This is a genomic window from Bradyrhizobium sp. Leo114 (genome assembly GCF_055229415.2).
This window is the reverse complement of sequence record NZ_JBUYEN020000002.1, coordinates 26,091-50,287: the sequence shown is the minus strand read 5'-3', so window position 1 is coordinate 50,287 and position 24,197 is coordinate 26,091. Positions and strand designations below refer to the sequence as shown.

Below are 24,197 nucleotides of genomic sequence, written 5' to 3'. Positions count from 1 at the left end.
ATCGGCGCACAACTGCGGCACAGATGCGCTCGCTGGTCGATCTTGTCCACTTGCGCCACGCGCGAGCTGGCCATAGGTTCGACCTTGGCGTGAACCTCGCGCCAAGCCATTTGGGAGGATCGAATGAGCTGGAAGACTCCGAAGATCGTCGAAGTGCAGGTCGGCATGGAAATCAACATGTACGCCTGCGCATCACGCAAGTAAGCGTCAAGCGCCTGCCCGGCTCGCGCAGCGCTATCTGCGCAAGCCGCGGCAGGCGAATTCGTCAGGCTCACATTTGTTGGGCCTCTGTGTGAGACGCCCTTAAACTTCCTTCGTATCGAAAATGTAGAGATCGGCGCCGCCATCGGCAAAGTTGGCGAGATCCGCGCCTGCCGCCTTTCCTTCCGCCGATCCCATGCCTGCCTTCAGCGCGTCGAGCGAGTCGAAATACAGCGTTGCCGCAAGGTGGACGTTGCTCTCGCCCGCTGGCGTCCTGAGCGGAGCCGTGCTGATGTCGTATTTCTTCAGTCCCGGGATCTTCTTGGCCAGCGGAATGTGCACCGATGCGTAATACTTGTCGAAGGCCTCGGCGTTTTTCGGCATTTTATAAAGTACCAGAACTCGTGCCATTCGGTTTATTCTCCCTGAAGCGATTGTTCTTCCGCCGGCCCTTCCCGGGTCTTGCATTGCAGCCGAAATGGTCCTTGCAATCAAGCTTCCAATCGCTGCCGCTCGACTGGACGTTGTGATAGGAATGTTCTTGTCAGCGCTGCTGACGCTTTCGATTCGCTCTCGGGACGAGAATGTCTTTTCGCGCAACGATGCTCCGGGCGGCTGCCGTGTGCTTTTTCGCACTGCTTGCTGCCGTCGGCGCGCGTGCCGATGAAATCGATACTGAGCATCTGTTCGGCTTCCTGATCGGCACCGACGTCGGGCATGTCGGCGAGCGCGAATTCCAGACCGAGACCACGGGAAGCTTTTCCAGGAATGGTGGCAGCTATCGTGCCGTCGCCCAGGAGTTCGAACTCGAATTCGTGCCGGCCCGCGACATCCGCATCGAGCTCGGCGGCGCCTTTGTGGCGCACCAGATCTACGGCATTCCCGGCTTTGAAGATCGGCGTCAATTGACCTGGCAAGGTCTTTCTTTGGATGTCCGCTACCGATTTCTCGACCGCGAGACGGCGCCGTTCGGCCTGACCCTCGCAGTGGAAAGCCACTCCGACCGGATCGACGAGACCACAGCCGATCGCATCCGCAATTTCGGCACTGAATTGAGGTTGGCCTTCGATCGCGAGTTGGTACCGAACTTCCTGATCGCGGCACTCAATTTCATCTATCAGCCGGAATGGACGCGTTTTCTTGCCTCGCGCGCTGCGCAACAGGAGGCGACGGTTGGCGCGGCCGTCGGGCTGATGGCGCAGATCAGGCCCGGCGTTTTCGTTGGCGGCGAGGCGCGCTATCTCCGCCATTATGACGGGATCGGGCTGAACGAGTTCGAGGGGCAGGCCTTGTTCATCGGTCCGGTCGCCTATCTCCAGCTCTCGGAACGTTCGCGGCTGACCGCGGCCTGGAGCGTGCAGGCCTGGGGGCGTCCTGCCGGATCGGCTGCGGCGCTCGATCTGGTCAATTTCGAGCGCCATCAGGCGCGGCTTGTGTTTGGCATGAATTTCTAGGAACCTCCCGCAGTGGTTCCGGCTTTCACGGTGAGGCGAAACCTGGCCTCGCCGCCCACGTAGCTTGCTGTGCGTTACTTCACCGAAGCACCAGGGATTTGAGGCATGAATCCGATCGATCTCATCGTGACCGTCTGTGCCGTGCTGTCGCCCGCCACCTGCGAGGAGACCCATCTGGTGTTCTCCTTCAACGGTTCGCTGCGGCAATGTGCGATGGCGGCTCCGCCCTACATTGCGCAATGGATCGGCGAGCATCCGAAGTGGACCGCGGTCAAATGGCGCTGCGAATATCCGCACAGCAATGATCGAGCGGAAAAGACGGCGGCTCCGATCGCGGGCTGAGCCTATTTGTTGCAGTCCTTCAGATCCTTGTCAGAGATCGAGAACACCGCGTCGGCCTTGATCTCGATGTCGCGGACGAAGCACTGCCTGGCGCCGGCATAACTCACCTTGGCGTCGTAGCGTCCGGGCTCGACGCCAACGAGGCGCAGCCGCTCGTCGTGGTCGACCTCCTTGTCCTTGTCATTCAGGGTCTGATTGGGACCCCAATCGTTCTTACCGACCGGCGAAAGTTGGAAGCCGGAGATGGTCGACGTCGTGAGATTCCAGAGCCTGATGCCTTTACCTTTGGTCTGCGCGCTGAGTTCGCTGGGCAGTGCGAGCAGCAGGAGGGCGACAGCAATCAATCGGCGCGGCATCGTGAGCTCCCAATCTTTTCTCGATATAATTTTCTCAATATGAAGACCACGTCTCATATCTTTGCAAGCCGCCGCCGCACCAGGTCGGCCTTGATGTGGTTGATCTCGGCAGCGCTCCGTCGCGCGCGCGGTGTCGGGATCGGCACTTCCTGCAGAATCCTGGCCGGCCGCGCCGACAGCAGGAACAGCCGGTCGCCAAGATAAACGGCATCGTCGAGATTATGCGTGACCAGCAGCGTCATCATCGAGCGGCTTTCCACCAGCGTTGCGATCTGCTCGCGCAGGTGAGCGGCGAGCGCATCGTCGAGTGAAGCCAGTGGCTCGTCGAGAATGAGGAAATCCGGCTCGATCGCGAAGGCTCGCGCAAGCGCGACGCGGCGCGCGAGGCCAAGCGAGAGCTCGCCGGGGAAATGGCTGCGATGCTGCGTCAGTTCCAGGATGGCGAACAGTTCCGAGAGCCGTTTCTCGTCAATATGTGGCGCAGCGAGCCGGATATTGTCCTCGACCGACCGCCACGGCAAAAGCCGCGGCTCCTGAAACACCATCCCGAGCCGCGCCGCTGTTGGACGCGAGACCTTTCCCTGATAGTCGTGGTCGAGGCCGGCCAGGATCTTCAGCATTGTGCTCTTGCCGCAGCCGGAGGGGCCGACGAACACGCCGACTTCGCCGCCGTGAAGCGAGAACTTGACGCCCGCGAGCACGTCGTGCCGCTCGCCCGCCGCACTCTCGAAATGCTTACCGGTGATGTCGACCTCAAGCTGCACGGGGCCGCCACCGGGATGCGCGAAGTTCGAATGGCTGCACCAGCACCGTCTCGATCACCAGTACGACCGCGGCAAAGGTCAGCGAATAGGCGAGCAGCAGCGGAATATCGAACAACTGAAAGGCGACGCCGATCTCGAAGCCGACGCCGTTCGGACGTCCGAGATATTCCGCAACCAGCACGATCTTCCAGACCAGCGAGAGCCCCGATCGCGCGGCAGCCGCGATATAGGGCCCAAGCTGCGGCAGGATCACGTGCCGGAACGCTCTTCCGCGCGGGATCGCGAACACGCTTGCCATCTCGTCCAGCGAGCGGTCGAGCGCCCGCGCGCCCTCGCGCAGCGTAACGACCGCGGTCGGAAGCTTGTTGACGGCGATCGCCGCAATCGCGGCGACCTCGGTGAGCCCCGCCCAGATATAGGCGAGCACGATGACGACAAGTGCGGGCAGATTGAGCAGCAGGATCAGCCAGGGATCGCCGATCCTGTCGGCGAGCTTGACCCGGCCCATCAGGTAGCCGATGGCGGCGCCCAGCGCCATTGCGAGCGTAAAGGACAGGGCGACTCGCGCGAGCGTAACGCCGAGATTGATGAACAGCGCGCCGGATGCCGCTTCTCTTAGGATCACCGCCAGCACCGCCGGCGGCGCCGGCAGCTTCACGTCACCGGTCAGGAGCGCTGCGAGCCACCACGTCGCAAGGAACAGGAGGAAGGAGAGAAGGCGCACCACGGCTCAATCTCCCGGAATCGCGTGATAGAACGTGCCGGGGTCAAGCTCGGTTGCCGATCCCACCAGCTCGCCGCCGCCGATCTTGGCGAGCACCCGGTAGAGCACCCGTGCGTCGGCCTCTTCGTCCGCGATCGGGCGGCGCGGAATGCCTTCGCGATAGCGGTCGCGATAGGCGTGCAGCGTTGCGGCGTCCGGGGCACCGGTCAGGCGCGCGATCTTCTCCCATTCGTCGTCGGACTTCGTGAGGATCTCCTTGGCAGCACGGGTCATCGTGATGAAACGCTCGACCGCATCCCGGTTCGCGTTGGCCCAGCCTTCGTCGAAGACATAGCCGACCATCGCGATGCGACCCTTGGCGCCGAGTTTCGGCAGGATATCCTCAATGCCGGCGACGCGGCGAAAGCCCTTGGCTTCCAGCGCGGCGCAGAAATTCCAGTAGTTGACGACGGCATCGACCTCACCGCCCACGGCCTTGGCCGCAAGCAGCGGTGGCGCGCCATAGACGATGGTCGCCGCCGACTTCAGGTCGAGACCGTCCTGCTTCAGCGACGCCTGCAGCAGCAGCCAACTCTTGTCGATCGGTCCGCCGGCAACGGCAAGCTTGCGCCCCCGGAGATCGGTGAGCGAACGGATCGGCGAGGAGGTCGGCACCATCACTGCGCCCAGCGCGCTCGAATAGGGATAGAAGGCGAGCTTGGCGCCGAGCGTCCGCTCGCGAGACACCCACAGCCAATCGGAGACCATGACGTCGGCATTGCCGGCGCGGAGCGCGATCTTGCCCGCCTCCGGGCTTGCGAGCTCGGTGGCCTCGATCGCAAGATTGGCCTTCTTGTCGAGGCCATGCGCGCGGATCACCGCCAGTTCCCAGGCAAAGGTGCCGGTTTTCTGCACTGCAACGCGGATCGTGTCTGCGCCAAAGCAGGCGGCGAACGGCGTTACCGCAAGAACCGCGGCAGCCGCCAGCGTGCGAATGATGGCACTCATTTTGTTGAGCCGTTTCCTCGAACGTGTTCTTTTCTATCGCGTAGTCATAGCATAGCTTGCGCCATTGAAAGCGAGAGGATCGTCATGACGATTGCGGGACCGGTACGACCTATTGTCGCCGCTTTGATCGTATTCGCGGCAACCGCGGCGATCGCGCGCGGCGAGGAGGTCAACGATTATCCGACCGCCGCCCGCGCGGAATACGTGTTCGGCTGCCTGAAGGCGAATGGCGAGACACGGCACGCCATCGAGCAATGCTCGTGCTCGATCGACGTGGTCGCATCGCTGATTCCCTATGACCGCTATGTCACCGCTGAGACGGTGCTCAGCCTGTCCCAGGTGAGGGGCGATATGGGCTCGCCCTTCCGCACGTCCGAACAGGCGGCCAATGCCCTCAACGATCTCCGCCGCGCCCAGGCCGAAGCAGAAGTCAGGTGCTTCTGAAACCCTTCAACTATCCGAATCGATCTTCCATTCGTGCTCGAATACGTGGCCGTCGGTGTCCTTGGCCTCGGCGCGGAAACGCTTGGCGCCATTCGAGACATAGGTGAAGCGGATATTGGGGTCCTCGGAGATCGAGATTCCGCCTTCCATCTTCAGCACCAGGCTGTCGTCCTGCCAGAGCTGCAGCCGGTCGACATAGAAGGCGGGAATATAGAGCTGCGTCACCTGGTCCATCTGCAGGCCGGAATTGTTGGGATGGCCGATCATGACCTGCGCCTCCCGGGCTCCGCTTGTGGAGCCTTCACCAGCTTTCGAAAGCTGCCGATATCGGATCTGGCCGAGCCTGGCCTTGGCCTCCTCAGCGTTCTTGAGTGCGGGCGCAGCGCAGCCGCCGGACGCCTTCACGTAAGTCTTCACCACATAGAGCTTGCCGTCGGTGAGTTCGGCTACGGCATGGACGTCGGTGTAGTTGTTGATGCGCACGCGGGTCGAGATTTCCGTGACGTTGGCGTCCGGCCCAAGCGCGAACTTGGCCGCCATCGGCGCCGGGTTCTGGTCGATGACGAGGGTGATCGTCCGCACGCGGCGGGTGTCGTCGGGCGCGAGCTTGCTGCGCAGCGTCACCGGCACGATGGCAGCATCCTCCGCACGAGCCGGCATCTCGAGCGCGATCACGTTGCTGCCGTCGCTCATCGGGCGATTGTTGAAGATGTCCTGGACCAGGCCGGGCCAGGGATCATGGGCCTCCGCGCTCACCGCGGGCGCAAGGCGCGCGCCAAATGCGATGATGCCCAGGAGGCCGGCGATATAGACGAGACGGAAAGGTGCTCCGGACATAGTCGTTCTCCCCGCGGCGAGGATGGAAGCAACGCCTCTACTATATGGCCTCGCCAAACCTATTCCCACTCCAATTGCGAAAATGCTGCAGTTGCGTTCCGGGCGTTGTAGTCGTCGAACAGTTTCCAGCGCGGCCGCTCCGATGCCGCGGCAGTTTCGGCAGCAGCGGTGATCGGCTTGCCCTTCGCGATCAGCGCACGCACGTCGGCGGCCAGCGTCTCGAGATAGTGGCGCTCATCGGCCAGGGCTGCCGGCCATTCGCTCACGGGCCCGTGACCGGGAACTACACGCTGAGCGGGCAGGGCGGCAAGTTCGCCGAGGATGGCGAGCCAGCCTTTGATGCTGCCGTCGACAACAGGGATATGGGTGACGAATACGAGGTCGCCGGCGAACAAGGTCCGGGTCTTCTCATCGAACACGGTGAGGTCATTATCGCTATGCGCGGTCGGCCATGCCCTTAGTGTAAGCGATCGTCCACCGAGATCGAGCGCGAGGCTGCCATCGACGAGCGTCGTGGGCGGCACGATGCGCACGTCGTCCATCAGTTTCGCGCCCATCGTCCGGCGGAAGGCCTCGAGATAGAATGGGCCGCGCGCGGTCAGCGCGTCGGGAAGCTTCCTGTGGCCGACGAAAACGGTTCCATCCCCCGCAAACGCCGCGTTGCCGAAGGCATGATCGGGATGGGCGTGGGTGTTGATGACATAGCGGACCGGCTCGTCGGTGCGGGCGCGGATGGCGGCCAACAGTCGCCGTCCCTCGCGGACGCTGCCGCCGGTGTCGATCACGGCAACGGCGCTGTCGCCGATGACGAATCCGACATTGGCGATGGCGCCTTCGTTCTCGCCGGTCATCAGGGCGATCTCGCCGTTATGCACGAATATTCCCGGCGCGACTTCGCTCACAGGCAATTCTTGCTCCTGCGCCCGCGCTAGGGTCGATAGGCAGAGTGCAGCGACAAGCGCGATCAGCGAGACGATGCGAGCCATGTTTCCGCCCAAGTTCGTGCGCGAAGCGACATCGGCCGTTTCGCACTCACGTCACGCCTGTTTGCGCTGCAGCACGCCGGCGAGATCATCACGAATCTGTTGCACGCCGTGACGCGCCGGGCAATCTATGGTTAGCCCCAAACAAGAAAGAGGAGGAAGCGCGATGGCGGGTGCCGGACAATATCGCCGCTTGTTGCCGGCGCTGCTTGCGATAGCCACGATGGCAATCGGGCATGGTGCCGCTTGCGCGCAGACCAATGAAAGCGGCGATCTCTCGATCGAATTGATCGATCCCAAGGTTCTGCGCGTCTGTGCCGACCCGCGGAACTTGCCGTTCTCCAACGAGAAGGGCGAAGGCTTTGAGAACAAGCTCGCCGAGCTGTTTGCTCAGAAACTGCAGAAGAAGCTTGAGTTCACCTATTTTCCGCAGGCGACCGGCTTCGTGCGGATGACGCTCGGCTCGCATCGCTGCGACGTCATCATGGGCTTCCCGCAGGGCGACGAGCTGGCCCAGGGCACCAATCCCTATTATCGCACCGCCTATGCACTGGTGACGAAGCAAGGCAGCGGCCTCGACGATGTGACCACGCTCGAGGACGAGCGGCTGAAGGGCAAGCATATCGGCATCGTCGCCGGCACGCCGCCCGGCACCAATATGGCCGCGGCCGGCCTGATGGCGACTGCAAAACCCTATCCATTGATGATCGATACGCGCATCGACTCTTCCGCGGAGGCGATGATGAAAGATCTCGCCAAGGGCGAGATCGACGCGGGCGTGTTGTGGGGGCCTATGGCCGGCTTCTATGCCAAGGAGGCTAATCCGCCGCTGCACGTTACGCCGCTGGTGAAGGAGACGACGGGCCCAAAGCTTATCTATCGGATCGGCATGGGCGTGCGCCCGGCTGACCAGAACTGGAAACGCCAGCTCAACCGCCTGATCCAGGAGAACCAGGGCGAGATCAACAAGATCCTGCTCGACTACGGCGTGCCGCTCCTGGACGAGAACGATCGGCCGATCGGCCCGGACACGGCGGCGAAATCGCCATGAGGCGGTGGCTCACGAGCCTGGTCGTTGCCGCCGCGTCGCTCGTCGTCGCGGCCCACGCGCAGCAGCAGGTCGCCGAGCCGCAAGACTACCGCACGGAGAATTATCGCGCGCCGGTGCCCGCGACGCTTGCCGGTGCACGCGTGCTCTCCACCGCGGAAGCGGAGGCGATCTGGCGTCACAAGACCGGCGCTTTCGTCGACGTGCTGCCGCGTCCGCCTAAGCCCGCCAACCTGCCGGAAGGCACGGTGTGGCGTGACAAGCCGCGGCACAACATCCCCGGCAGCATCTGGCTGCCCGACACCGGCTACGGAAAACTCGCTGACGTCACCGAAGACTATCTTCGCCACGGCCTTGAGCGCGCCTCGGATGGCAACAAGGCGGCGCTGCTCGTGATCTATTGCCAGGAAAATTGCTGGATGTCGTGGAATGCAGCCAGGCGCGCGCAAACTTACGGCTATTCCAACATCGCCTGGTATCCCCTGGGATCCGATGGATGGGAGCGCGCAGGCCTACCACTCGTCGAAGCCAAGCCGGAGCCGCGGACGGGTGAAGAGAAATAACTCCTGCGACTACTTCACTCAGGCGAAGCTGAACCTCGGCCGCGAGGGCCGAGGTTCAGTGTGATGACACTACTGCTTCTTCAGGTCGGTGATGGTCTTGGTGCTGCCGCCTTCGGAGGCGGAGAAGTTCACCTTGTCGCCAGCGTGGAAGGGTTCAAGCTTGTTGGTGTCAGTCACCTTGAATTCCTGTATTGCGCCGCTGCCTGCGCCGACCGTGCCGCTCTGCGTTTGCTGGATCGAGATGGTGCTATTCAGCCGGTCGATCTTGGTGATGGTTCCCGTCATGTTTTGTTGAGCCGAAGCCGCGGTTGCAAAGATTCCGAGGGCCGTCGCGCCCGCCAAGATGATCGTCGTTGTTCTCATCAAAACTCTCCGGGTTTCGAGATGGCTTGAGCGACAAGACGCTGGAATCACGTTTGGTTCCGGCATTTAGTCGGCGGAACCGGACAAAAGGTGAGCTGTACTGACCTTTTTGCGCCGGAACCGGCGCTACTCCATCTCTTGCTGGATCGTACGGCCAAGCGCGAACAGGCGCTGGTCGATCGTTGTCGGTACTTCGCAGACAAATCTGACCACACGTTGGCGGTCTTCGAAGATCCGCGTTTCCCACAGCAGGGTATTGCTGAGTTCGTCGACCTTGGCTTGATCGGGCGAGGATGAGTTCTGCAGCGCCTGCAGCGCGAGCGTGTCGGCGCGGACCTTCTCGGCCGCCTCGCGTTGCTTGCGTGTCACCCGCTCGATGCCGTTCATGACCGAGGAACGCTGGGCGTTGAGCGAATCGAACAAGCCGGCGAACAGCAGCTTGCCGGCGGTCGTCTTGTCGGACGCGGAAGCCGCAAGGAAGTCAGTGATCGCCTTTTGGGCATCATCGAGCGGCGTGCGCCGCGCGGCCAGCTTCTCCACCAGCACGCTGATGTTGGGGTCCTCTTTCCATTTGTTCTGGACGTCGTCGAGCGGCGGTCCCGCCCAGACCGCCGCGAGCGAAATCTCCGGCACTTTGGCCTGCGCGCAGGGCCAGTCGGGATAGCGCGGATCCGCGGCGTGCGCGATCCCGAGCGACGCCGCGATGGCAAGCAATGTTCCGATCGCAATCCGCCCGATCATGTCTCCCCTCCCGCAGGCCCGCGCCGCGCCAAACCACGCGAGGGATCATAGGCCAGGATCGCGCCGATCATGAACACCGCCGTGCAGCCGGCGACGACGCCAAGCGAAATCCAGTTGATCTGGCCATAAAGCGCAAAGCGGATCAATTCGACCGCATGGGTGAATGGATTGAACTGGCAGACATAGTAAAGCATCGGGCTGCCTTCCTGCACCCGCCACAGCGGATACAGCGCGGATGAGGCAAAGAACATTGGAAAGATCACGAAGTTCATGACGCCGGCAAAATTCTCGAGCTGCTTGATCCCCGAGGAGATCAGCATGCCAAGCGCCCCCAACATCAGCCCTGATAGCACCAGCGCCGGCAGCACGGTGAGATAGCCGATCGGCGGCGGCGTGATGTCCCAGAGCCATGCGATGACGAGGAAGGCATAGACCTGCAACAGCGACACCGCCGTGCCCGCCAGCAGTTTGCAGAATAACAGGTAGCCGCGCGGCAGCGGGCTCACCAGCAGCGTGCGCATGTTGCCCATCTCGCGGTCATAGACCATCGAGAGCGAGGATTGCATGCCGTTGAAAAGCTGGATCATCGCCATCAGTCCCGGCGCGATATAGACCTCGTAGAGGATGTAGGTCTCGTAGGGCGGAATGATCGAGATGCCCAGCACCTGGCGGAAGCCGGCGGCGAAGATGAACAGCCATACCAGCGGCCTAACCAGCGCCGAGACGAAGCGTTCGCGCTGATGCAGGAAGCGCAGCGCCTCGCGCCACACAATGCCGTTCAGGCAGGTGAGGTATTCGCCGAACGAAAAGCCGCGCCGTGACGGCGTGACGGTGATGGAGCTCATGATGCCTCGCTCCCGGCTTTCCCTGCAGCCCCGGTCAGGCGCATGAAGGCGGTGTTGATGTCCTGCGCGCCAGTGTCCGCGATCACGCGTGAGACCTGGCCGCGCGCCAGCACCTTGCCCTGGTGCAGCACCACGAGGTCATCGCTTGCCATGATCTCGTCGAACAAATGCGTGGCCCAGAGCACGCCGATGCCTTGCTCGGAGACGAGCTGTCGGACGTGGTTAAGGATGTCTGAACGGGCCTTGACGTCGAGGCCGACCGTCGCCTCGTCCAGCAGCAACAGGCGCGGCCGGTGCAGCAGTGCACGCGCGATCTCCAGCCGGCGCATCTGGCCGCCGGAGAGATCGCGCACCTTGCTGCCGGCGCGGTCGGAGAGCGCAATACGCGCCAGCACCTCGCCTGAGCGCAGCCGCGCCTCGCGCCGGCCGATGCCGTGCAGGGCGGCGTGATAGAGCAGGTTCTGCGTCACCGACAGATCGAGGTCGAGCGTGCGCGGCTGGAATACGACGCCGAGCAGCCGCAGCGCCTCGCCCGGCGCGCGGCTGATGTCGTGGCCGAAAATGCCGATGCGACCTGCCTGGATGCCGAACAATCGGGTGATCAGCGAGAACAGCGTGCTCTTGCCGGCGCCGTTCAGGCCGAGCAGCGCGGTGGAGCTCGCCGGCGCGACGTCAAAGCTCACATCGATCAGCGCGCGGCGCGCGCCATAGGAATGGCTGACGCCGTCGATCGACAGAGCGGCAACGCCGGCAGGATCGTGCCGGGCCGACATGTCCGGCGATGATTTGTCAGCGATGGGTATCTCGGCTGCTGTCATTGCGGTGCAATCGTAACGCCCCAGGGAAGTTCGCCGACCTGGATGGTCTTGATCACCTTTTGCGCGGCGACGTCGATGACGGAGACGTCGTTGGACACGCCATTGGTCACCAGCAGGTATTTCTCGTCCGGCGTGAACGCCATGTGCCAGACGCGCTGCCCGACCAGGAGATATTTGGTCACCTTGTGATTGACGGCATCGACCACCGCGATGCGGTTGGCGGGACCGAGCGCGACGAAGGCGGTCTTGTCATCCTTGGTCATGCCGATGCCGACCGGCTGGATCGCCTCGCTGCGCAGGCCGGGAATGTTGAAGGTGACCTTGCCGCTCACCACGTGCTTGACGGGATCGACGATCGACACCGTGCCGCCGATCTCGGACGAGACCCACAATTCCGAGCCGTCATGCTTGAACTCGGCAAAGCGCGGCCGGGCGTCGACCAGCACGTTGGCGACGATCTGGCGCGTCGACGTATCGATGAAATGCGCCATGTTGGTGGTCTCGGAGGTGTTGATCAGGATCTTGCCGTCCGGGCTGATTGTCATGCCCTCCGGCTCGACGCCGACCTGGACGTCGCCGATACGGGCGCGCTTTTCGAGATCGATCACGGTCACCGTATTGTCGTTCTCGTTGGCGACGTACATGATCTTGCCCGCGGCATCCTGGGTGAACAGTTCCGGATCGGGACCGGAGGGTAGGGTATCCACCACCTCCTGCTTCTTGGCGTCGATCACCTGGATAGTGTCGTCGTCGCCGACCGCGACCATCACGAACTTGCCGTCGCGGCTGAATTCGATGCCGCGCGGCCGCTGGCCGACCTTGATGGTTTTCGTCACCGTCCAGCTATCGGTGTCAATCACCGAAACAGTGTTGCCCTTCTCGTTCGAGACGTAAGCCATGAAGGCGGAAGCGGGGGCGGCGGCCGTGAGCCAAAGGACCGTTCCGGAAAGCAGACAGCGGCGCCACATGCGCGATCTCTCCCTCATTGCAGCTTGCATTTCGTCTCGGGACGGTCGACGCCGAGCGTGTCGAGCTCGGAGACCTGGTGCAGGAAACCTTCCTGCGGCGACACCGAGACGACCATGCGTCCATCGACCAGAAGAATCGGCTGGCGAAGCTGCAGGTTCCAGTCGCGCAGCGTCAGCCGCGTGCCCTTGAACGCCGCCACCGAGAAATCCGGTCCCTTGAGGAAAGCAAGCAGCTTCTTCGGGTCGCCCGAGTTCGCGCGCGAGGCGGCTTCGCCGATCATGCGCGCGGCGGTCCAGGCCTGCATGTCGAGCGCGGTCATGCGCCGCGAATTCAGTTTCACGAAGCGGTTCTGGATCTGGACCGCGCCCCACTGATCCTGCGCTGCGTCCCAGCTCGTCGGCACGAGCCCGGCCGAGCCCGCGACCGGCCGCGGGTCCCAGGTGCGATAGGGCAGATAGGACGCGAAGACCTCGCTTTCATCAGCGGCAACCAGCACGTCATAGGCCGGAATCTGCTGGGTGAAGACCGGCATCTGCCGCTGGATCAGCGTCACGCCGCTGTCGGTGCGGCGGGCGCCGCCGGTGTCCTCGAAGATCTTTTCCTGCACGATCTTGGCGCCGAACCGCGTCGCCGCGCGGCGCAGCGCATCGGCATAGAGCTTGTCCTTGTCGTGTGAGCCGACCACGAGGAACCAGCGCTTCCATTGCTTCCACACCAGATATTGCGCCAGCGCATCCGCCAGCATCGAGCGCGTCGGCGCGACGTGGATCACGTTGGCGCGGCAGTCCTGCTCACGCAGCCGGTCGTCGATCGCGCCGGCGTTCAAGAGCACTGTGCCGCGATCGCGCAGTGCGTCCGCTGCCTGCAGCAGCGCATCGGGCGGAAGATCGGCGATGATGAAGCCATTGCGATCGGCGAGCGCAGTCGCGGCCTTCGCTGCGTCCTCGCCTTCCTTGAGACGGACCTCTTCCAGGTTAAAGCGCTGGTTGAGGAATTTTCCGGTGGTGTTGTTGTCCTCGACCGCAAGCCGCGCGCCGGCGATGCCGTCATTCTCGGCGGGCTGCTCGACCAGCGACAGTGTCTGCTGCACGCCGGCGCGGCCGAGATAGCCGATGCCGATCTCGATCGGCTCGGTGGCACGCACGGGCATCGCCATTGCGATCAGACCGATTGCGGCGACCAGCCATCGGACCATGTTTCCTCCGAACGCCTCCTCGCCTTGACCGGCGATGGAGCTACTTGTGGGCTGCAAGATGACTGAATTGTCCTGGCTTGCAACCCCGCATTTTGTCGTTGCGACGTCCTCGATTCCGCCCGATCACGATCATGAGAGCGCGGTCTGCCGTCGCGGCAATGATGTAAATGCCGCCGTACCCGTGGCCGCAATGGAGATGGTTCAGGCCGTCAGCCGCGCGGCGTGCCAGCGCAAGTGATCGCTCATGAAGGTGGAGATGAAATAATAGCTATGGTCGTAGCCTTCCTGGCGTCGGAGCAGGAGCGGGATATTTGCCTGCGCGCAGGCCTGTTGTAGCAGTTCCGGGCGAAGCTGTTCAGCAAGGAAGGAGTCGGCATCGCCGACGTCCACCAAGAGGTCGGAAAACCGCGCGCCGTCGTCGATCAGCGCCACCGCGTCATGCTTGCGCCAAGCGCTTCTGTCATCGCCGAGATAGCCGCCGAGCGCCTTGATACCCCAGGGCACCTGTGACGGCGCAACGATCGGCGCAAAAGCGCTCGCGGCGCGATAGCGGTTCGGATGACGCAGCGCCACCGTCAGCGCGCCATGGCCGCCCATGGAGTGGCCCATGATCGACTGCCGCACGGGATCGACCGGGAAGTTTGCCGCGACCACCTGCGGCAATTCCTGCGTCACATAGCTCCACATCCGGTAGTTCTGCGCAAACGGCTCCCGCGTGGCGTCGACATAGAAACCGGCGCCAAGCCCGAAGTCATAGGCGCCGGCGGGATCCCCGGGTACGCCCTCGCCGCGCGGGCTGGTGTCGGGCGCCACGAAGATCAGGCCGAGATCGGCGCAGGTGTCGCGGTATTCGCCCTTTTCGGTGACATTGGCATGGGTGCAGGTCAGGCCGGAGAGATAGTACACCACCGGCAGCTTCGCGCCCGCCGGATGCGGGGGGACATAAACCGAAAAGGTCATGTCGGTCTTGGTTTCGCGGCTGGCATGCTTGTACACGCCCTGGATGCCGCCATGGGATTTGTTGGTCGAAACGGTCTGAATCGTCATCTCCAGCACTCCGGCGCTCTTCTATGTCTGCGCATAATCTTTTCGGAAAACCGCTGCCTGCAATTCCGCATCATGCGTGCGCGATCTTCAGGCGACGCCGCTCTCGATCGCCAACCGTACTAGTTCGGCTGAGGTGCGCACGCCCAGTTTCTGGCGCATGATCGAGGAGGTGTTGGCGACGGTCTTGTAGGAAGAATGAACCAGCCAGGCGATCTCGGAGAGCGTCTTGCCGGCACTCAATAGGCGCAGGATCTCCATCTCGCGCGGATTGAGCTTCGACAGCGGGCTCTGCGCCGCGGCGGGGCCGGCAAAGGCCACGCGCCGCGCGATCGCGGGCGGCAGATAGACGCCGCCATTGCCGACTTCGCGGATCGCCTCGACGAGATCGTTGGGATCGCCAGTCTTCGCCACATAACCCTTGGCGCCAATCTCGATGGCGCGGGCGGCGAACACCGGATCGTCGTTCATGCTGAACATGATGATGCGCGCCGAATAGTCTCGCGCCAGCATCCGCCGCGCCAGTTCGAAGCCGGAGACGGTCGGCAAGTTGATGTCGACCACGGAGATGTCGGGACGTTCGGCGACAAAGACGCGCTCGCCGCTTTCCGCGTCGCATGCCTCAAGCAATTCGATCTCCGGCTCGTCGGCGAACACGGTGCGGCAGCCGGAAGCGACGATCGGATGGTCGTCAACGATCAGCACGCGCATGCTCGAAGTCCCGGATAGCTGCGTCAGTCCGTTGCTGCACCGCATCAGAATGCACGAGCGCGGCTCGCCCGCAGGCTCGCTCATGCATCTCCAGCGCGATTGCTGTACCCTTCGATTAGACAGACGCGGTATTTGTCTGTCAACGCTCCTCTTGATTGAGGAACCGAACGCGGGTGATCGTGGGCAAAGGCGATGTGGCAGAAACTTTCCTTGCGCGGGCGGATCAACCTGCTGCTGGCGCTCGTCCTCGCGCTCGGTCTCGCCATCAACATCGCCCGGCTTGTCGTCGAGGCAGGGCCCCGGGTCCAGGCCGAGGACCAGAGCGTCATTCGTTTGGCGCGGGAATTCGTGACCACGATCGTTGCCGGATTGAACGAGGCGCCGGATCCTGACGCCCGGCTCGACCAGATCGTTCGCGATCTGAGCCGGCTGCGTCACGTCAGCATCATGCGGCAGGACGGCGCGACCGCAAAGTCCGGGCAGGACGAGGCGACCGACAGCCGCGAGGAAGCGCGATCGCCGCCGGCCTGGTTCGTCGCGCTCGTCCATCCGGAGACAACGTCCGTTAGCGTGCCGATCTCGATCCGCGGCAAATCGGAATCGCTCGTGATCACCTCGCATCCGAATGACGAGATGGCGGAGATCTGGGACGGCATCGTCACCCAGCTCGCGATCGGTGCCGCGATCGTCGTCGTGCTTTTCCTGATCATCAGGAGCGTTGTCGGCCGTGCGCTGGCGCCGCTCGAAGAGCTGTCGCAAGCCATGGCGAAGATCGAGGCCGGGCAATACGATGTTCGGGTGACGCCGGGCGGCGCGCCGGAGCTGGCTGCGATCTGTGGCCAGCTCAACCACCTCGCGGCCACGCTCGGCGAGGCGATCGAGGACAAGCGGCAGCTTGCCGAACGCGCGTTTTCGCTGCAGGACCGCGAGCGCAAGGAGATCGCGCGCGAATTGCACGACGAACTCGGCCCGCATTTGTTCGCGCTGCGCGCTCACGCAAGCGCGTTGATGCGGCTACCTGATGCGCGCGAGGCAAGTTCGGACCAGGTGCGAAAGCACGGCGGGGCGATGCTGGAGCAGGTCAATGCGCTGCAGCAGTTCACGCGCCGGATATTGGAGAAGCTGCGGCCGGTCGGGCTCGCCGAGCTCGGACTTCACGAGGCGCTCTCTGCCCTGTTCCGCCTGTGGAAGGAATCGTATCCGGAGGTCGCGATCGAAACAACCATTTCTCCTGCACTCGGCGAGACCGGGGAGACGGCCGATCTCACGATCTACCGCGTCGTCCAGGAAGCGCTGACCAATGCCTTCCGCCATGCCGGCGCGACCGCGGTCACGGTCACCGTCGAGCCGGCGGAGCAGCCGGACAGCGTGCGGGGAAATCGCTGTTGTGCGCGGGTTCGGGTCCGCGACAACGGCCGCGGCTTGAGTGCGGATCACCAGTTCGGCTTTGGCCTGACCGGCATGCGCGAACGCCTGTTAGCGTTGGGCGGCTCGCTGACGGTTTCGTCGTCTGATGGCGTGACGGTGGAGGCGCTGGTTCCTACGGGAGCGCGCGCCTAGTTCCATGAGATGAGGTCGAATTGTATCCGCCAAGGGTGCTGCTCTTCACCTCTCCCATAGGGAGAGGTCGGCGCATAGCGCCGGGTGAGGGGATCTGCTCTATCGAGGGACCGTAGCCCCTCACCCGCGCCTTCGGCTCGACCTCTCCCTTCGGGAGAGGTGAACTTGCGGCCAGGCCGATTCAACCTAATGACATCATACTCTAGCTGGTTGTGCCGCCCCAGACGACGTGAGACCTACACGACGTGAAAGTTGGACACTGAATCGTTTGCGAGCTGGGCGACAAGGTGCAGCTCCCAATCGATATAGGCCTGCATCGCGGCCGCCGCATTGTCCGTTCCCTCATAAGGGCGCTTGTAGACATCATCAGGGTGCGAGATCCAGGAATGCCGGTCCCGCTCCAGCGGCTGATTGCTGCTGGTCCAGGCGCGCGTTCCGCCTTTCAGCACGGTTACTTTGCGCTGCGTCGAAGCGGTCGCATCCGCAAGCGCGAACAGGGCTTCGTCGCCGTCGGCGCTGGTGAGAATGATCGCTCCTTCGCCGGGTAGCCGCGGCAAATCTTCGGTGAAGCGCGAGGCCAGCACGAAATGCGCCCCGGGGATATGGCCCGCGGCGTAAGCGGGGCTGCGCGCGAGATCAATGACGGTCCAGCTATCGGGATTTGCGATCAGGTCCGCCACGTCGATCGTAGGGACCGAGGCTGCCGGCACGGGACGGCGCGGTGGCCGAGTGCCGGCCTCGGTCGCCCCAATCACCTCCGGCCCGACGATGTGAGCCTCCCAGCCCATCTGGATCAACCAGGATGCGGCCATGCGTGCGCGAACGCCGTCGTCATCGAACAGCACGAGCCGCGATCCGCGCACGGCAACCCATTCGTCCGTCGCCTGCACGAGCTGCCCGCCAGGTGCGGAGGCGAAGCCGGGCGGATATCCGCGCTCGTATTCCTCCGGCGTCCGCACATCGAGCAGATAGAGCGTGCGTTCGTTCGCCTGCGCGACAAAGCGATCGAATGTGCTGCGGTCAAGCGAGGGGACGCCGACGCGCTCGGCCCATCGCGTCGCGCTGGCGAGTGCTGTGGAATAAGTCGCTTCGGGGCGCTCCAGGAACCGGTCGGTCCTGTCACGTTCGACCTGATGTCCGGCCAAGGTCCAGCCGATCGTGCCGTTTCGCAGCGCGAAGACCTTGTTGGGAAGCCCGGCATTGATCAGCGACTGCGTGCCGATGATGCTGCGCGTTCGGCCGGCGCAATTGACGATGATGGTGGTGCCGGGCGCGGGCGCGATTTCCCTTGCGCGAAACGCGAGCTCACCGCCGGGAACGCTGACGCCGCGCGGAATGCTCATGGTCCGGTATTCCTCGAACCGGCGGGCGTCGAGCACGACCAGATCGGGCTCCGTCTCGATCAGGGCCTTGACCTCGTTTGCCGACAGGGACGGCGTGTGGCGGATCGCCTCGACGAGTTCGCCGAACGCCTTGCTCGGCACATTGACGTCGCGGAACACCTCGCCGACTGCGCGGTACGCCCCCAGGCCGCCGTCGAGGATCGAAACGTCCCTATAGCCGAGCGCTGAAATGCGTATCGCCGCCCGCTCGGCATATCCTTCGCCGTCGTCGTACACGACAATGGGGGCGCCAAGCCGCGGGATCAGATCGAGAACACGCAGCTCGATCTGCGAAAGCGGCAGGGAGACGGCGAAGAACGGATGCGCCAGCGAGTAGGGGCCTTCCTCGCGCACGTCGAGCAGCGCCACCTCCTCGCCGGCCCGCCAGCGCCGGCGCAATTCGGTGGGCGTAATAATTGGTGCGGCGTCAGACGGCTTCGGCTGCGTGCCGGAGATTGGCTTCATTGGTGCATCCAGAGAGGAACTCGTGAGGGTCGGCATATAGCAGATATTGTCGACGGCCGATGGCGCTGGCCGAAGCGGACCGGGAATTTTCCCGAAACTTTCGGGAACACTTACAGGTAGCGTATGGCTCGTCCTGCGCTCTAGTATCGCTCGAACCGGCGACAACGGCCGGACGGTGGGTGGAACGGGTGGTAAATGGCGGGCGTGCGGGTGCTGCTTGTCGCATCGATTGCGACGGGTGCTGTCGTTGTCGTCGGGAACGAGACCGGATTCGCCCAGAGCGGGGGCCAGCAGGTCGAGACATTGCCGCCGGTGGAGGTGACGCCTGCAGACCGCGCCAGGCGCGGCCGTCCTACGACGGCTCCCGTGCGCGCGCGGACAAGAGCGCCAAGGGTCGTTTATGTCCCGACCGCGCCGACGCCGACCTCGGATTCGGCCGCCGCGGTCGAAGCGGACAAGATTCCGGCGGCCGTCAATGTCGTCGACAGCAGGGAAATCGCGCGAACCGATTCGCTCAATATCACGACCGCGCTCGACCAGCGCGTGCCGGGCGTCATCGTCAATGAGGTCGCCGGCAATCCCTTCCAGCCGGATGTCCAGTTCCGCGGCTTCGTGGCGTCTCCGGTGGCAGGCACGCCGCAGGGCCTTGCGGTCTACCAGAACGGGGTACGGATCAACGAAGCCTTCGGTGACACCGTCAACTGGGACCTGATTCCAACCAGTGCGGTCAGGTCCATCGATGTTGTGACCAACAATCCAGCCTTCGGTCTCAACGCGCTGGGCGGCGCAGTCGTCGTCCAGATGAAGGACGGCTTTTCCTATCAGGGCGCCGAGATCAACACCATGGGCGGCTCGTTCGGCCGCATCCAGGGCGCGGCACAATGGGGCAAGCAGATCGACAATTTTGCCGTCTATGGCGCGCTGGAAGGTCTGCACGACAACGGCTTTCGCAACTTCTCTCCTTCCGACGTCCGCCGCTTCTACGGCGACGTCGCCCACAAGAACGACGTCAGCGAATTCCATCTCAATATCGGCCTCGCCGATAACAAGTTCGGCGCGGCGGCCACCGTGCCGGTCGAACTGCTGCAGCGATATTGGGGCGCGACCTACACCACGCCGCAAACCACTGCCAACAAGGTCGGCTACTTCAACCTGACGGGAAAGGTGGAGGCGACCCCGACCTGGACCATCGAGGGTGCTGCGCATCTGCGGTTCTACAAGCAGAAGACGCAAGACGGCAATCCGACGGCGACGGAGCCGTGCGAGGCCGATGCAGGGCTACTGTGCTTCAATAGCGATGATGTCCCGGCAAACGGCCTGAACGGCGTCCAGCTCGCCAATCCGTTTCCGGCGGGCGCGGTGCTTGGCGAGAACGACCGCACCACGACGAAATCGACCACGGGGGGCATGCAACTGGCGGCGACGAACACGGATCAACTCTTCGGCCATGACAACCGCTTCACGATCGGTGCCAGCTTCGACACCAGCGTCTCGAACTTCACCGCGAGTGCGGAGCTCGGCACCATCGGCCAGAACTACGTCGTCAGCGGCAGCGGCATCTTTCTCGGCCAGTCCGGCGATCCCGTCTCGATCGGCCCGGTCTCGCTGCGCACCACCAATCAGTATACCGGCATCTATGCGCTCGACACCTTCGACGTCACGAATGCGTTCTCGATCACGGCGGGCGGCCGCTATAACGATGCGCGCATCAGGCTTGAGGACCAGATCGGCACCGCCCTGAACGGCTACAGCATCTATGACCGCTTCAACCCGATCATCGGCGGCACCTACAAGATCACACCGGAGCTGACCGCCTATGCCGGCTACTCCGAAGCCAATCGCGCGCCGACGCCGCTGGAGCTGGGCTGCGCCGATCCCGCGCGCCCCTGCATCGTTGGCGCCTTCCTGGTCTCCGATCCGCCACTGCAACAGGTGGTGTCGCGCACCGTCGAGGCCGGCCTGCGCGGCACCAAGGAATTGAACATCGGCACGCTGTCCTGGAAGGTCGGCGGCTTCCGCACCACCAACAACAACGACATTCTCGCGATCCCAAGCCCGGTGCTGCAGGGCTTCGGCTATTTCCAGAATGTCGGTTCGACGCGACGACAGGGCGTCGAGGCCGAAATCCAGGTGAAATCATCCGCGCTGCAGATGTATGCGAGCTATGCCTTCATCGACGCGCGGTTCCTGGATGCGCTGCAGGTCGGCTCCAACAGTCCCTTCGCCGATGAAAACGGCAATGTGCAGATCCTGCCCGGCAACCAGGTTCCTGCGGTTCCTCGCCATCGCATCAAGGCCGGCTTCGACTATGCGCTCACCGATCAGTTCAAGGTCGGCGCGGACGCGATCTACGTCAGCGGCCAGTATTTTGTCGGCGACGACTCCAACCAGGCGCCGAAGCTGGCGTCCTACGCTGTGTTCAATGCCCATGCCTCCTACCAGCTCACCAAGAACGTCCAGATCTATGGTCGTATCGATAACCTCCTCGACAGCCGATACGCGACCTACGGCACCTTCTTCGAGACGGACCAGGTGCCCAATTTCGCCGCTGGCGGGGTAGCGTTCACCGATCCGCGCTCGGTCAGCCCGGCCCGGCCGCGCGCCTTCTATGCGGGAGTTCGGGCGACGTTCTAACCCCAATACCTGTAGGCGGCCCAGCCAAGCGCCAGCGCCGCACTGATCCAGACGAGGATGATGACGGCCATCGCGGCACGGCTGGCCGGAGGCGAGGCTTCACTCGCCTTGGCGCGGCACTCGACCATGATCTCCTTCGGAACCAGCGAGATCACGAGCCAGATGCCGAGCGGCACCAGCACGAGATCGTCGAGATAGCCGATCACCGGAATGAAGTCGGGAATGAGGTCGATCGGCGAGAGCGCATATCCCGCAACCGCAATGGCGAGTAGCTTCGCGTACCACGGCACCCGCGGGTCGCGGGCGGCCAGATAGACAGCGCGACTGTCGCGCTTGAGCGTGCGCGCCCAGGTTTTGATGGCCTCCAGCATCTGCTCTCTTTCCACCTCTCCCGCTTGAGGGCCGTTCGCAGGGAAGTTGAGCGTAACCCACTGCCTCCTGCGCCTCAAACTCCGCCGTCATTGCGAGCCAACGGATCGCGCGAACGCGCGCCCGATGACAGGCTCCTCCGCGAAGCAATCCATTCCTCCGCGTGCGACGCTATGGATTGCTTCGCTTCGCTCGCAATGATGATGTGGCTGGTTTGGGTGCGACAAATCAACCCGACGGGCAAATCACCAAAAGTCTGTCCAGCCCTCGCGCGAAAAACATTCCACTTTCGCCGTCGGGCAAATCAGTGATTTAACTCCGCGCGTCTCACGGCGGATGAGGGGCGGGTCGCGATCGTCACGAACGTTGCGGTGAGATGCGGTGGACGCGGGTGTTACGACTGACGAGCGTGATATTCGCGGACGGCGAAGTCGTGTGGTCCTGGCGCCCCGACGCTGGCGCTAAGCTTCTTGCGAAGTGACGGTGGCAAAAGAGCCCGGTCACCGGGGAGAGCACGAAGTAAGCCGTAAACCATCGCGCAGGGAAAGCCGGAATGCTTCGGTTGAACCTGTGGTCCTACCCCCGTGCTTTTTGTTGCACGGGACCCACGGGTGCAACCAGCACCCGGCTTTCCCTGCGCCCTCTGATATCGAGGAGGGTAACGGTCACGCAAACCTCGGGCGCAGCGCGCCGCGAGAACGCGAACTCACATCCGCCGTTTGAATCAGACGTAGGATGGATAGAGCGGAGCGAAACCCATCATTCGTGCCGCTTGCTCCTTCGCGATGGGTTTCGCTCCGCTCTACCCATCCTACAGGCCTGCTGGATCGCCCGATCGAGCCGGACGATGACGGCGCAGAGCTGTTTGACATTTGAATCAGAACTGTCCGCGCGCCTCATTGCGAGCCACCGGGTCGGCGCGAAAGCGCCGCCCGATGACAGGCTCCGCGAAGCAATCCACGCCTCCGCGTGAAGGGGACCCGCGCATCTCCTTACAGATGGATCACCCCGCGCCGCGCCGCATGCGCCACCGCATCGGTGCGGCCGGTGGCGTCGAGCTTGTCGAGCAGCGAGCTGACGTGGAATTTGGCGGTGTGCACGGATATCCCGAGCTGCCGCGCAATCGCCTTGTTCGAGGCGCCCTCGGCCATCAGCGCCAGCACGTCGCGCTCGCGCGGCGTCAGCTCGATCTCCGATCGTTCGCCCGCTGGCTGATCTCTTGAGACCAGCGCGATGCTCGCCGCTTCGCCCGGCGCGGCAAGGCGCAAGCCTGCGACGCCGCCAAGCAGCGATGCGAGCCGGTCCGCCAGCGCGGGATCGCCGACGTCGATGGCGACGACGAGGGGAGGCGAGGTCTGTTCGCTCACGTCTCCGGCCTTTCCCCGACCGTCAGCTTGACCCGCACCGGCTCGCCGCCACGCCGCACCGCGACGTCGACGGTGGCGCCGACGCTGTCGGGCCCGAGCGCCCTGAGCAGGGCCCGCACGCCGGAAATCTTCTCGTCGTTCCAGCCGACGATCACGTCGCCTTGCCGGATGCCGGCGGCCGCCGAGGGGCCGGCCTTGTCGACGCTCATCACCATCGCGCCGATGCCGTCGTCGAGCTTGACCGGCTGCAGGCCGAGCCCGAGATAGCCGCGCGCGATCCGGCCATGGGTCTCCAGCCGGCTCGCCACGCGCGCGATGGTCGCGGCCGGGATGACAAGGACGCGCCGGGCGCCGAGCACGGCCATGCCGATGGCATCGCCGGAGCCATTGAGCGCAAGCCCACCCTCATGACTCGGCCTCAGGCGGACGTCGAGCTCGATGCGCGCATCGATGTCGCCGCCGCGCAGGCTCCGCCAAGTGCCGCCGACCAGCGATATCAGGCCGAGCGCCGCCGCGGGCACGCCACGCTCGGCGGCGACGACCAGCGCCAGCGATCCGAGCGCCGGTACCGCCGATGAAAGTTTGGTCGGCGCGATGTTGGAGGTCTCGACCCGCAATAGCGCAATATCCGTGGTGTGATCGCGTCCGGCGATGGTTGCAGGCCGCTCCGTTCCGTCGGCAAAGCGGACGATGACCTCGCCTTCTTCTGCAAGCGCCTCGTCGGCGGTGACGACCAGGCCCGCTTTCCAGACAAAGCCCGAAGCACGCGAGCGGTGCGAGTGTACGGAGACGACGGCAGGCGCGGCGCGGGCGACGATGTCGGCCATCGCGCCGGAGAATGTGGCAAGCACTGAGGGATCGGACATGGTAAAACTCCGTTGGATTTTCTCCGATCTGGGCACGCTCCTGCGCCGTTGGAAACTGCCCGGGTGGGCAGGCGTGAACCGCCGCGCCGGAACGGTATCCTTCTTGCATCAGATGTGCATTGCGGCCCTCGATACGAGCCCCCGCTTCTCAATTCTCCTGCTCGA

27 protein-coding genes are annotated in these 24,197 nt (G+C 63.8%); 8 read left to right on the top strand and 19 right to left on the bottom strand.

Going from position 1 to position 24,197, the window contains the following annotated elements; genetic code table 11:
* The first annotated feature begins 123 nt into the window (after positions 1-123).
* On the top strand, positions 124-204 hold the full coding sequence (pqqA, locus tag ACZIRK_RS02595) for a pyrroloquinoline quinone precursor peptide PqqA (RefSeq protein WP_035689484.1): 81 nt from the start codon (positions 124-126) through the stop codon (positions 202-204).
* 99 nt (positions 205-303) lie between these two features.
* On the opposite strand, the gene ACZIRK_RS02590 is transcribed toward pqqA, so the two are convergent.
* Positions 304-612, bottom strand: coding sequence for an EthD family reductase (locus ACZIRK_RS02590; RefSeq protein ID WP_130225909.1), 309 nt, complete (start codon positions 610-612; stop codon positions 304-306).
* 209 nt (positions 613-821) lie between these two features.
* On the opposite strand from ACZIRK_RS02590, the gene ACZIRK_RS02585 reads away from it, so the two are divergent.
* Positions 822-1,655 carry a hypothetical protein gene (locus tag ACZIRK_RS02585; RefSeq protein WP_245474708.1) on the top strand — a complete coding sequence of 278 codons (834 nt, stop codon included), beginning with the start codon at positions 822-824 and terminating at the stop codon, positions 1,653-1,655.
* Positions 1,656-1,760: 105 nt separating this feature from the next.
* Positions 1,761-1,997 carry a hypothetical protein gene (locus tag ACZIRK_RS02580; protein ID WP_130225910.1) on the top strand — a complete coding sequence of 79 codons (237 nt, stop codon included), beginning with the start codon at positions 1,761-1,763 and terminating at the stop codon, positions 1,995-1,997.
* Between the two features lie 2 nt (positions 1,998-1,999).
* Here the strand turns inward: ACZIRK_RS02580 and ACZIRK_RS02575 are convergent, their stop codons facing one another.
* From ACZIRK_RS02575 to ACZIRK_RS02560, 4 genes are read right to left on the bottom strand one after another with little or no spacing between them, the layout of a single operon-like run.
* Positions 2,000-2,353: a hypothetical protein gene (locus ACZIRK_RS02575; protein ID WP_130225911.1), complete on the bottom strand. Its 354-nt coding sequence runs from the start codon at positions 2,351-2,353 to the stop codon at positions 2,000-2,002.
* A gap of 53 nt (positions 2,354-2,406) precedes the next feature.
* Complete coding sequence (locus ACZIRK_RS02570) at positions 2,407-3,117, bottom strand: ABC transporter ATP-binding protein (protein ID WP_130225912.1); 711 nt, start codon at positions 3,115-3,117, stop codon at positions 2,407-2,409.
* A complete protein-coding gene (locus tag ACZIRK_RS02565; RefSeq protein ID WP_028162636.1) occupies positions 3,107-3,844 on the bottom strand; it encodes an ABC transporter permease in 738 nt (245 codons plus the stop codon). The genes ACZIRK_RS02570 and ACZIRK_RS02565 overlap by 11 nt, the downstream gene beginning before the upstream one ends.
* 3 nt (positions 3,845-3,847) lie before the next feature.
* On the bottom strand, positions 3,848-4,828 hold the full coding sequence (locus tag ACZIRK_RS02560; RefSeq protein ID WP_130225913.1) for an ABC transporter substrate-binding protein: 981 nt from the start codon (positions 4,826-4,828) through the stop codon (positions 3,848-3,850).
* Between the two features lie 84 nt (positions 4,829-4,912).
* On the opposite strand from ACZIRK_RS02560, the gene ACZIRK_RS02555 reads away from it, so the two are divergent.
* Positions 4,913-5,272, top strand: coding sequence for a hypothetical protein (locus ACZIRK_RS02555; protein ID WP_028162634.1), 360 nt, complete (start codon positions 4,913-4,915; stop codon positions 5,270-5,272).
* Between the two features lie 6 nt (positions 5,273-5,278).
* Here ACZIRK_RS02555 and ACZIRK_RS02550 read toward each other — a convergent pair whose 3' ends face one another.
* Positions 5,279-6,109 carry a quinoprotein dehydrogenase-associated SoxYZ-like carrier gene (locus tag ACZIRK_RS02550; RefSeq protein ID WP_463326928.1) on the bottom strand — a complete coding sequence of 277 codons (831 nt, stop codon included), beginning with the start codon at positions 6,107-6,109 and terminating at the stop codon, positions 5,279-5,281.
* Between the two features lie 59 nt (positions 6,110-6,168).
* Entirely contained in the window at positions 6,169-7,095 is a 927-nt protein-coding gene (locus ACZIRK_RS02545; protein ID WP_130229623.1) for a quinoprotein relay system zinc metallohydrolase 2, read from the bottom strand.
* Between the two features lie 163 nt (positions 7,096-7,258).
* On the opposite strand from ACZIRK_RS02545, the gene ACZIRK_RS02540 reads away from it, so the two are divergent.
* Together ACZIRK_RS02540 and ACZIRK_RS02535 are read left to right on the top strand one after the other, a co-directional pair.
* Positions 7,259-8,143 carry a substrate-binding domain-containing protein gene (locus ACZIRK_RS02540; protein ID WP_130229622.1) on the top strand — a complete coding sequence of 295 codons (885 nt, stop codon included), beginning with the start codon at positions 7,259-7,261 and terminating at the stop codon, positions 8,141-8,143.
* Positions 8,140-8,703, top strand: coding sequence for a PQQ-dependent catabolism-associated CXXCW motif protein (locus tag ACZIRK_RS02535; RefSeq protein WP_130229621.1), 564 nt, complete (start codon positions 8,140-8,142; stop codon positions 8,701-8,703). The genes ACZIRK_RS02540 and ACZIRK_RS02535 overlap by 4 nt, the downstream gene beginning before the upstream one ends.
* 69 nt (positions 8,704-8,772) lie before the next feature.
* On the opposite strand, the gene ACZIRK_RS02530 is transcribed toward ACZIRK_RS02535, so the two are convergent.
* From ACZIRK_RS02530 to ACZIRK_RS02495, 8 genes are all read right to left on the bottom strand, one after another.
* The gene (locus ACZIRK_RS02530; RefSeq protein ID WP_028162629.1) at positions 8,773-9,066 is read right to left on the bottom strand and encodes a copper-binding protein; all 294 of its coding nucleotides are present in this window, start codon (positions 9,064-9,066) and stop codon (positions 8,773-8,775) included.
* A 126-nt stretch (positions 9,067-9,192) separates the two neighbouring features.
* Positions 9,193-9,807, bottom strand: a complete 615-nt coding sequence (locus ACZIRK_RS02525) for a hypothetical protein (protein ID WP_130229620.1) — start codon at positions 9,805-9,807, stop codon at positions 9,193-9,195.
* Entirely contained in the window at positions 9,804-10,652 is an 849-nt protein-coding gene (locus ACZIRK_RS02520; protein WP_130229619.1) for an ABC transporter permease, read from the bottom strand. Before ACZIRK_RS02520 ends, ACZIRK_RS02525 begins: the two co-directional genes overlap by 4 nt.
* Complete coding sequence (locus tag ACZIRK_RS02515) at positions 10,649-11,425, bottom strand: ABC transporter ATP-binding protein (RefSeq protein WP_463326985.1); 777 nt, start codon at positions 11,423-11,425, stop codon at positions 10,649-10,651. The genes ACZIRK_RS02520 and ACZIRK_RS02515 overlap by 4 nt, the downstream gene beginning before the upstream one ends.
* A gap of 41 nt (positions 11,426-11,466) precedes the next feature.
* On the bottom strand, positions 11,467-12,438 hold the full coding sequence (locus tag ACZIRK_RS02510) for a YVTN family beta-propeller repeat protein (RefSeq protein ID WP_245475051.1): 972 nt from the start codon (positions 12,436-12,438) through the stop codon (positions 11,467-11,469).
* Between the two features lie 14 nt (positions 12,439-12,452).
* Positions 12,453-13,634 carry an ABC transporter substrate-binding protein gene (locus tag ACZIRK_RS02505; protein WP_130229617.1) on the bottom strand — a complete coding sequence of 394 codons (1,182 nt, stop codon included), beginning with the start codon at positions 13,632-13,634 and terminating at the stop codon, positions 12,453-12,455.
* Between the two features lie 201 nt (positions 13,635-13,835).
* Entirely contained in the window at positions 13,836-14,681 is an 846-nt protein-coding gene (fghA, locus tag ACZIRK_RS02500; RefSeq protein ID WP_130229616.1) for an S-formylglutathione hydrolase, read from the bottom strand.
* Positions 14,682-14,768: 87 nt separating this feature from the next.
* Positions 14,769-15,389: a response regulator transcription factor gene (locus ACZIRK_RS02495; RefSeq protein ID WP_130229615.1), complete on the bottom strand. Its 621-nt coding sequence runs from the start codon at positions 15,387-15,389 to the stop codon at positions 14,769-14,771.
* Between the two features lie 192 nt (positions 15,390-15,581).
* Here ACZIRK_RS02495 and ACZIRK_RS02490 point away from each other — a divergent pair, with 192 nt between their 5' ends.
* Complete coding sequence (locus tag ACZIRK_RS02490) at positions 15,582-16,949, top strand: histidine kinase (RefSeq protein WP_463326927.1); 1,368 nt, start codon at positions 15,582-15,584, stop codon at positions 16,947-16,949.
* A gap of 236 nt (positions 16,950-17,185) precedes the next feature.
* On the opposite strand, the gene ACZIRK_RS02485 is transcribed toward ACZIRK_RS02490, so the two are convergent.
* On the bottom strand, positions 17,186-18,796 hold the full coding sequence (locus ACZIRK_RS02485; RefSeq protein WP_463326926.1) for a rhodanese-like domain-containing protein: 1,611 nt from the start codon (positions 18,794-18,796) through the stop codon (positions 17,186-17,188).
* Positions 18,797-18,991: 195 nt separating this feature from the next.
* On the opposite strand from ACZIRK_RS02485, the gene ACZIRK_RS02480 reads away from it, so the two are divergent.
* Positions 18,992-21,430, top strand: coding sequence for a TonB-dependent receptor (locus ACZIRK_RS02480; protein ID WP_130229613.1), 2,439 nt, complete (start codon positions 18,992-18,994; stop codon positions 21,428-21,430).
* Here ACZIRK_RS02480 and ACZIRK_RS02475 read toward each other — a convergent pair.
* From ACZIRK_RS02475 to ACZIRK_RS02465, 3 genes are all read right to left on the bottom strand, one after another.
* Entirely contained in the window at positions 21,427-21,801 is a 375-nt protein-coding gene (locus ACZIRK_RS02475) for a YkvA family protein (protein WP_130229612.1), read from the bottom strand. The genes ACZIRK_RS02480 and ACZIRK_RS02475 overlap by 4 nt on opposite strands.
* Before the next feature lie 990 nt (positions 21,802-22,791).
* Positions 22,792-23,166, bottom strand: a complete 375-nt coding sequence (locus ACZIRK_RS02470; protein ID WP_130224997.1) for a response regulator transcription factor — start codon at positions 23,164-23,166, stop codon at positions 22,792-22,794.
* Entirely contained in the window at positions 23,163-24,032 is an 870-nt protein-coding gene (locus ACZIRK_RS02465; RefSeq protein ID WP_463326925.1) for a S1C family serine protease, read from the bottom strand. The genes ACZIRK_RS02470 and ACZIRK_RS02465 overlap by 4 nt, the downstream gene beginning before the upstream one ends.
* Between the last annotated feature and the right edge of the window lie 165 nt (positions 24,033-24,197).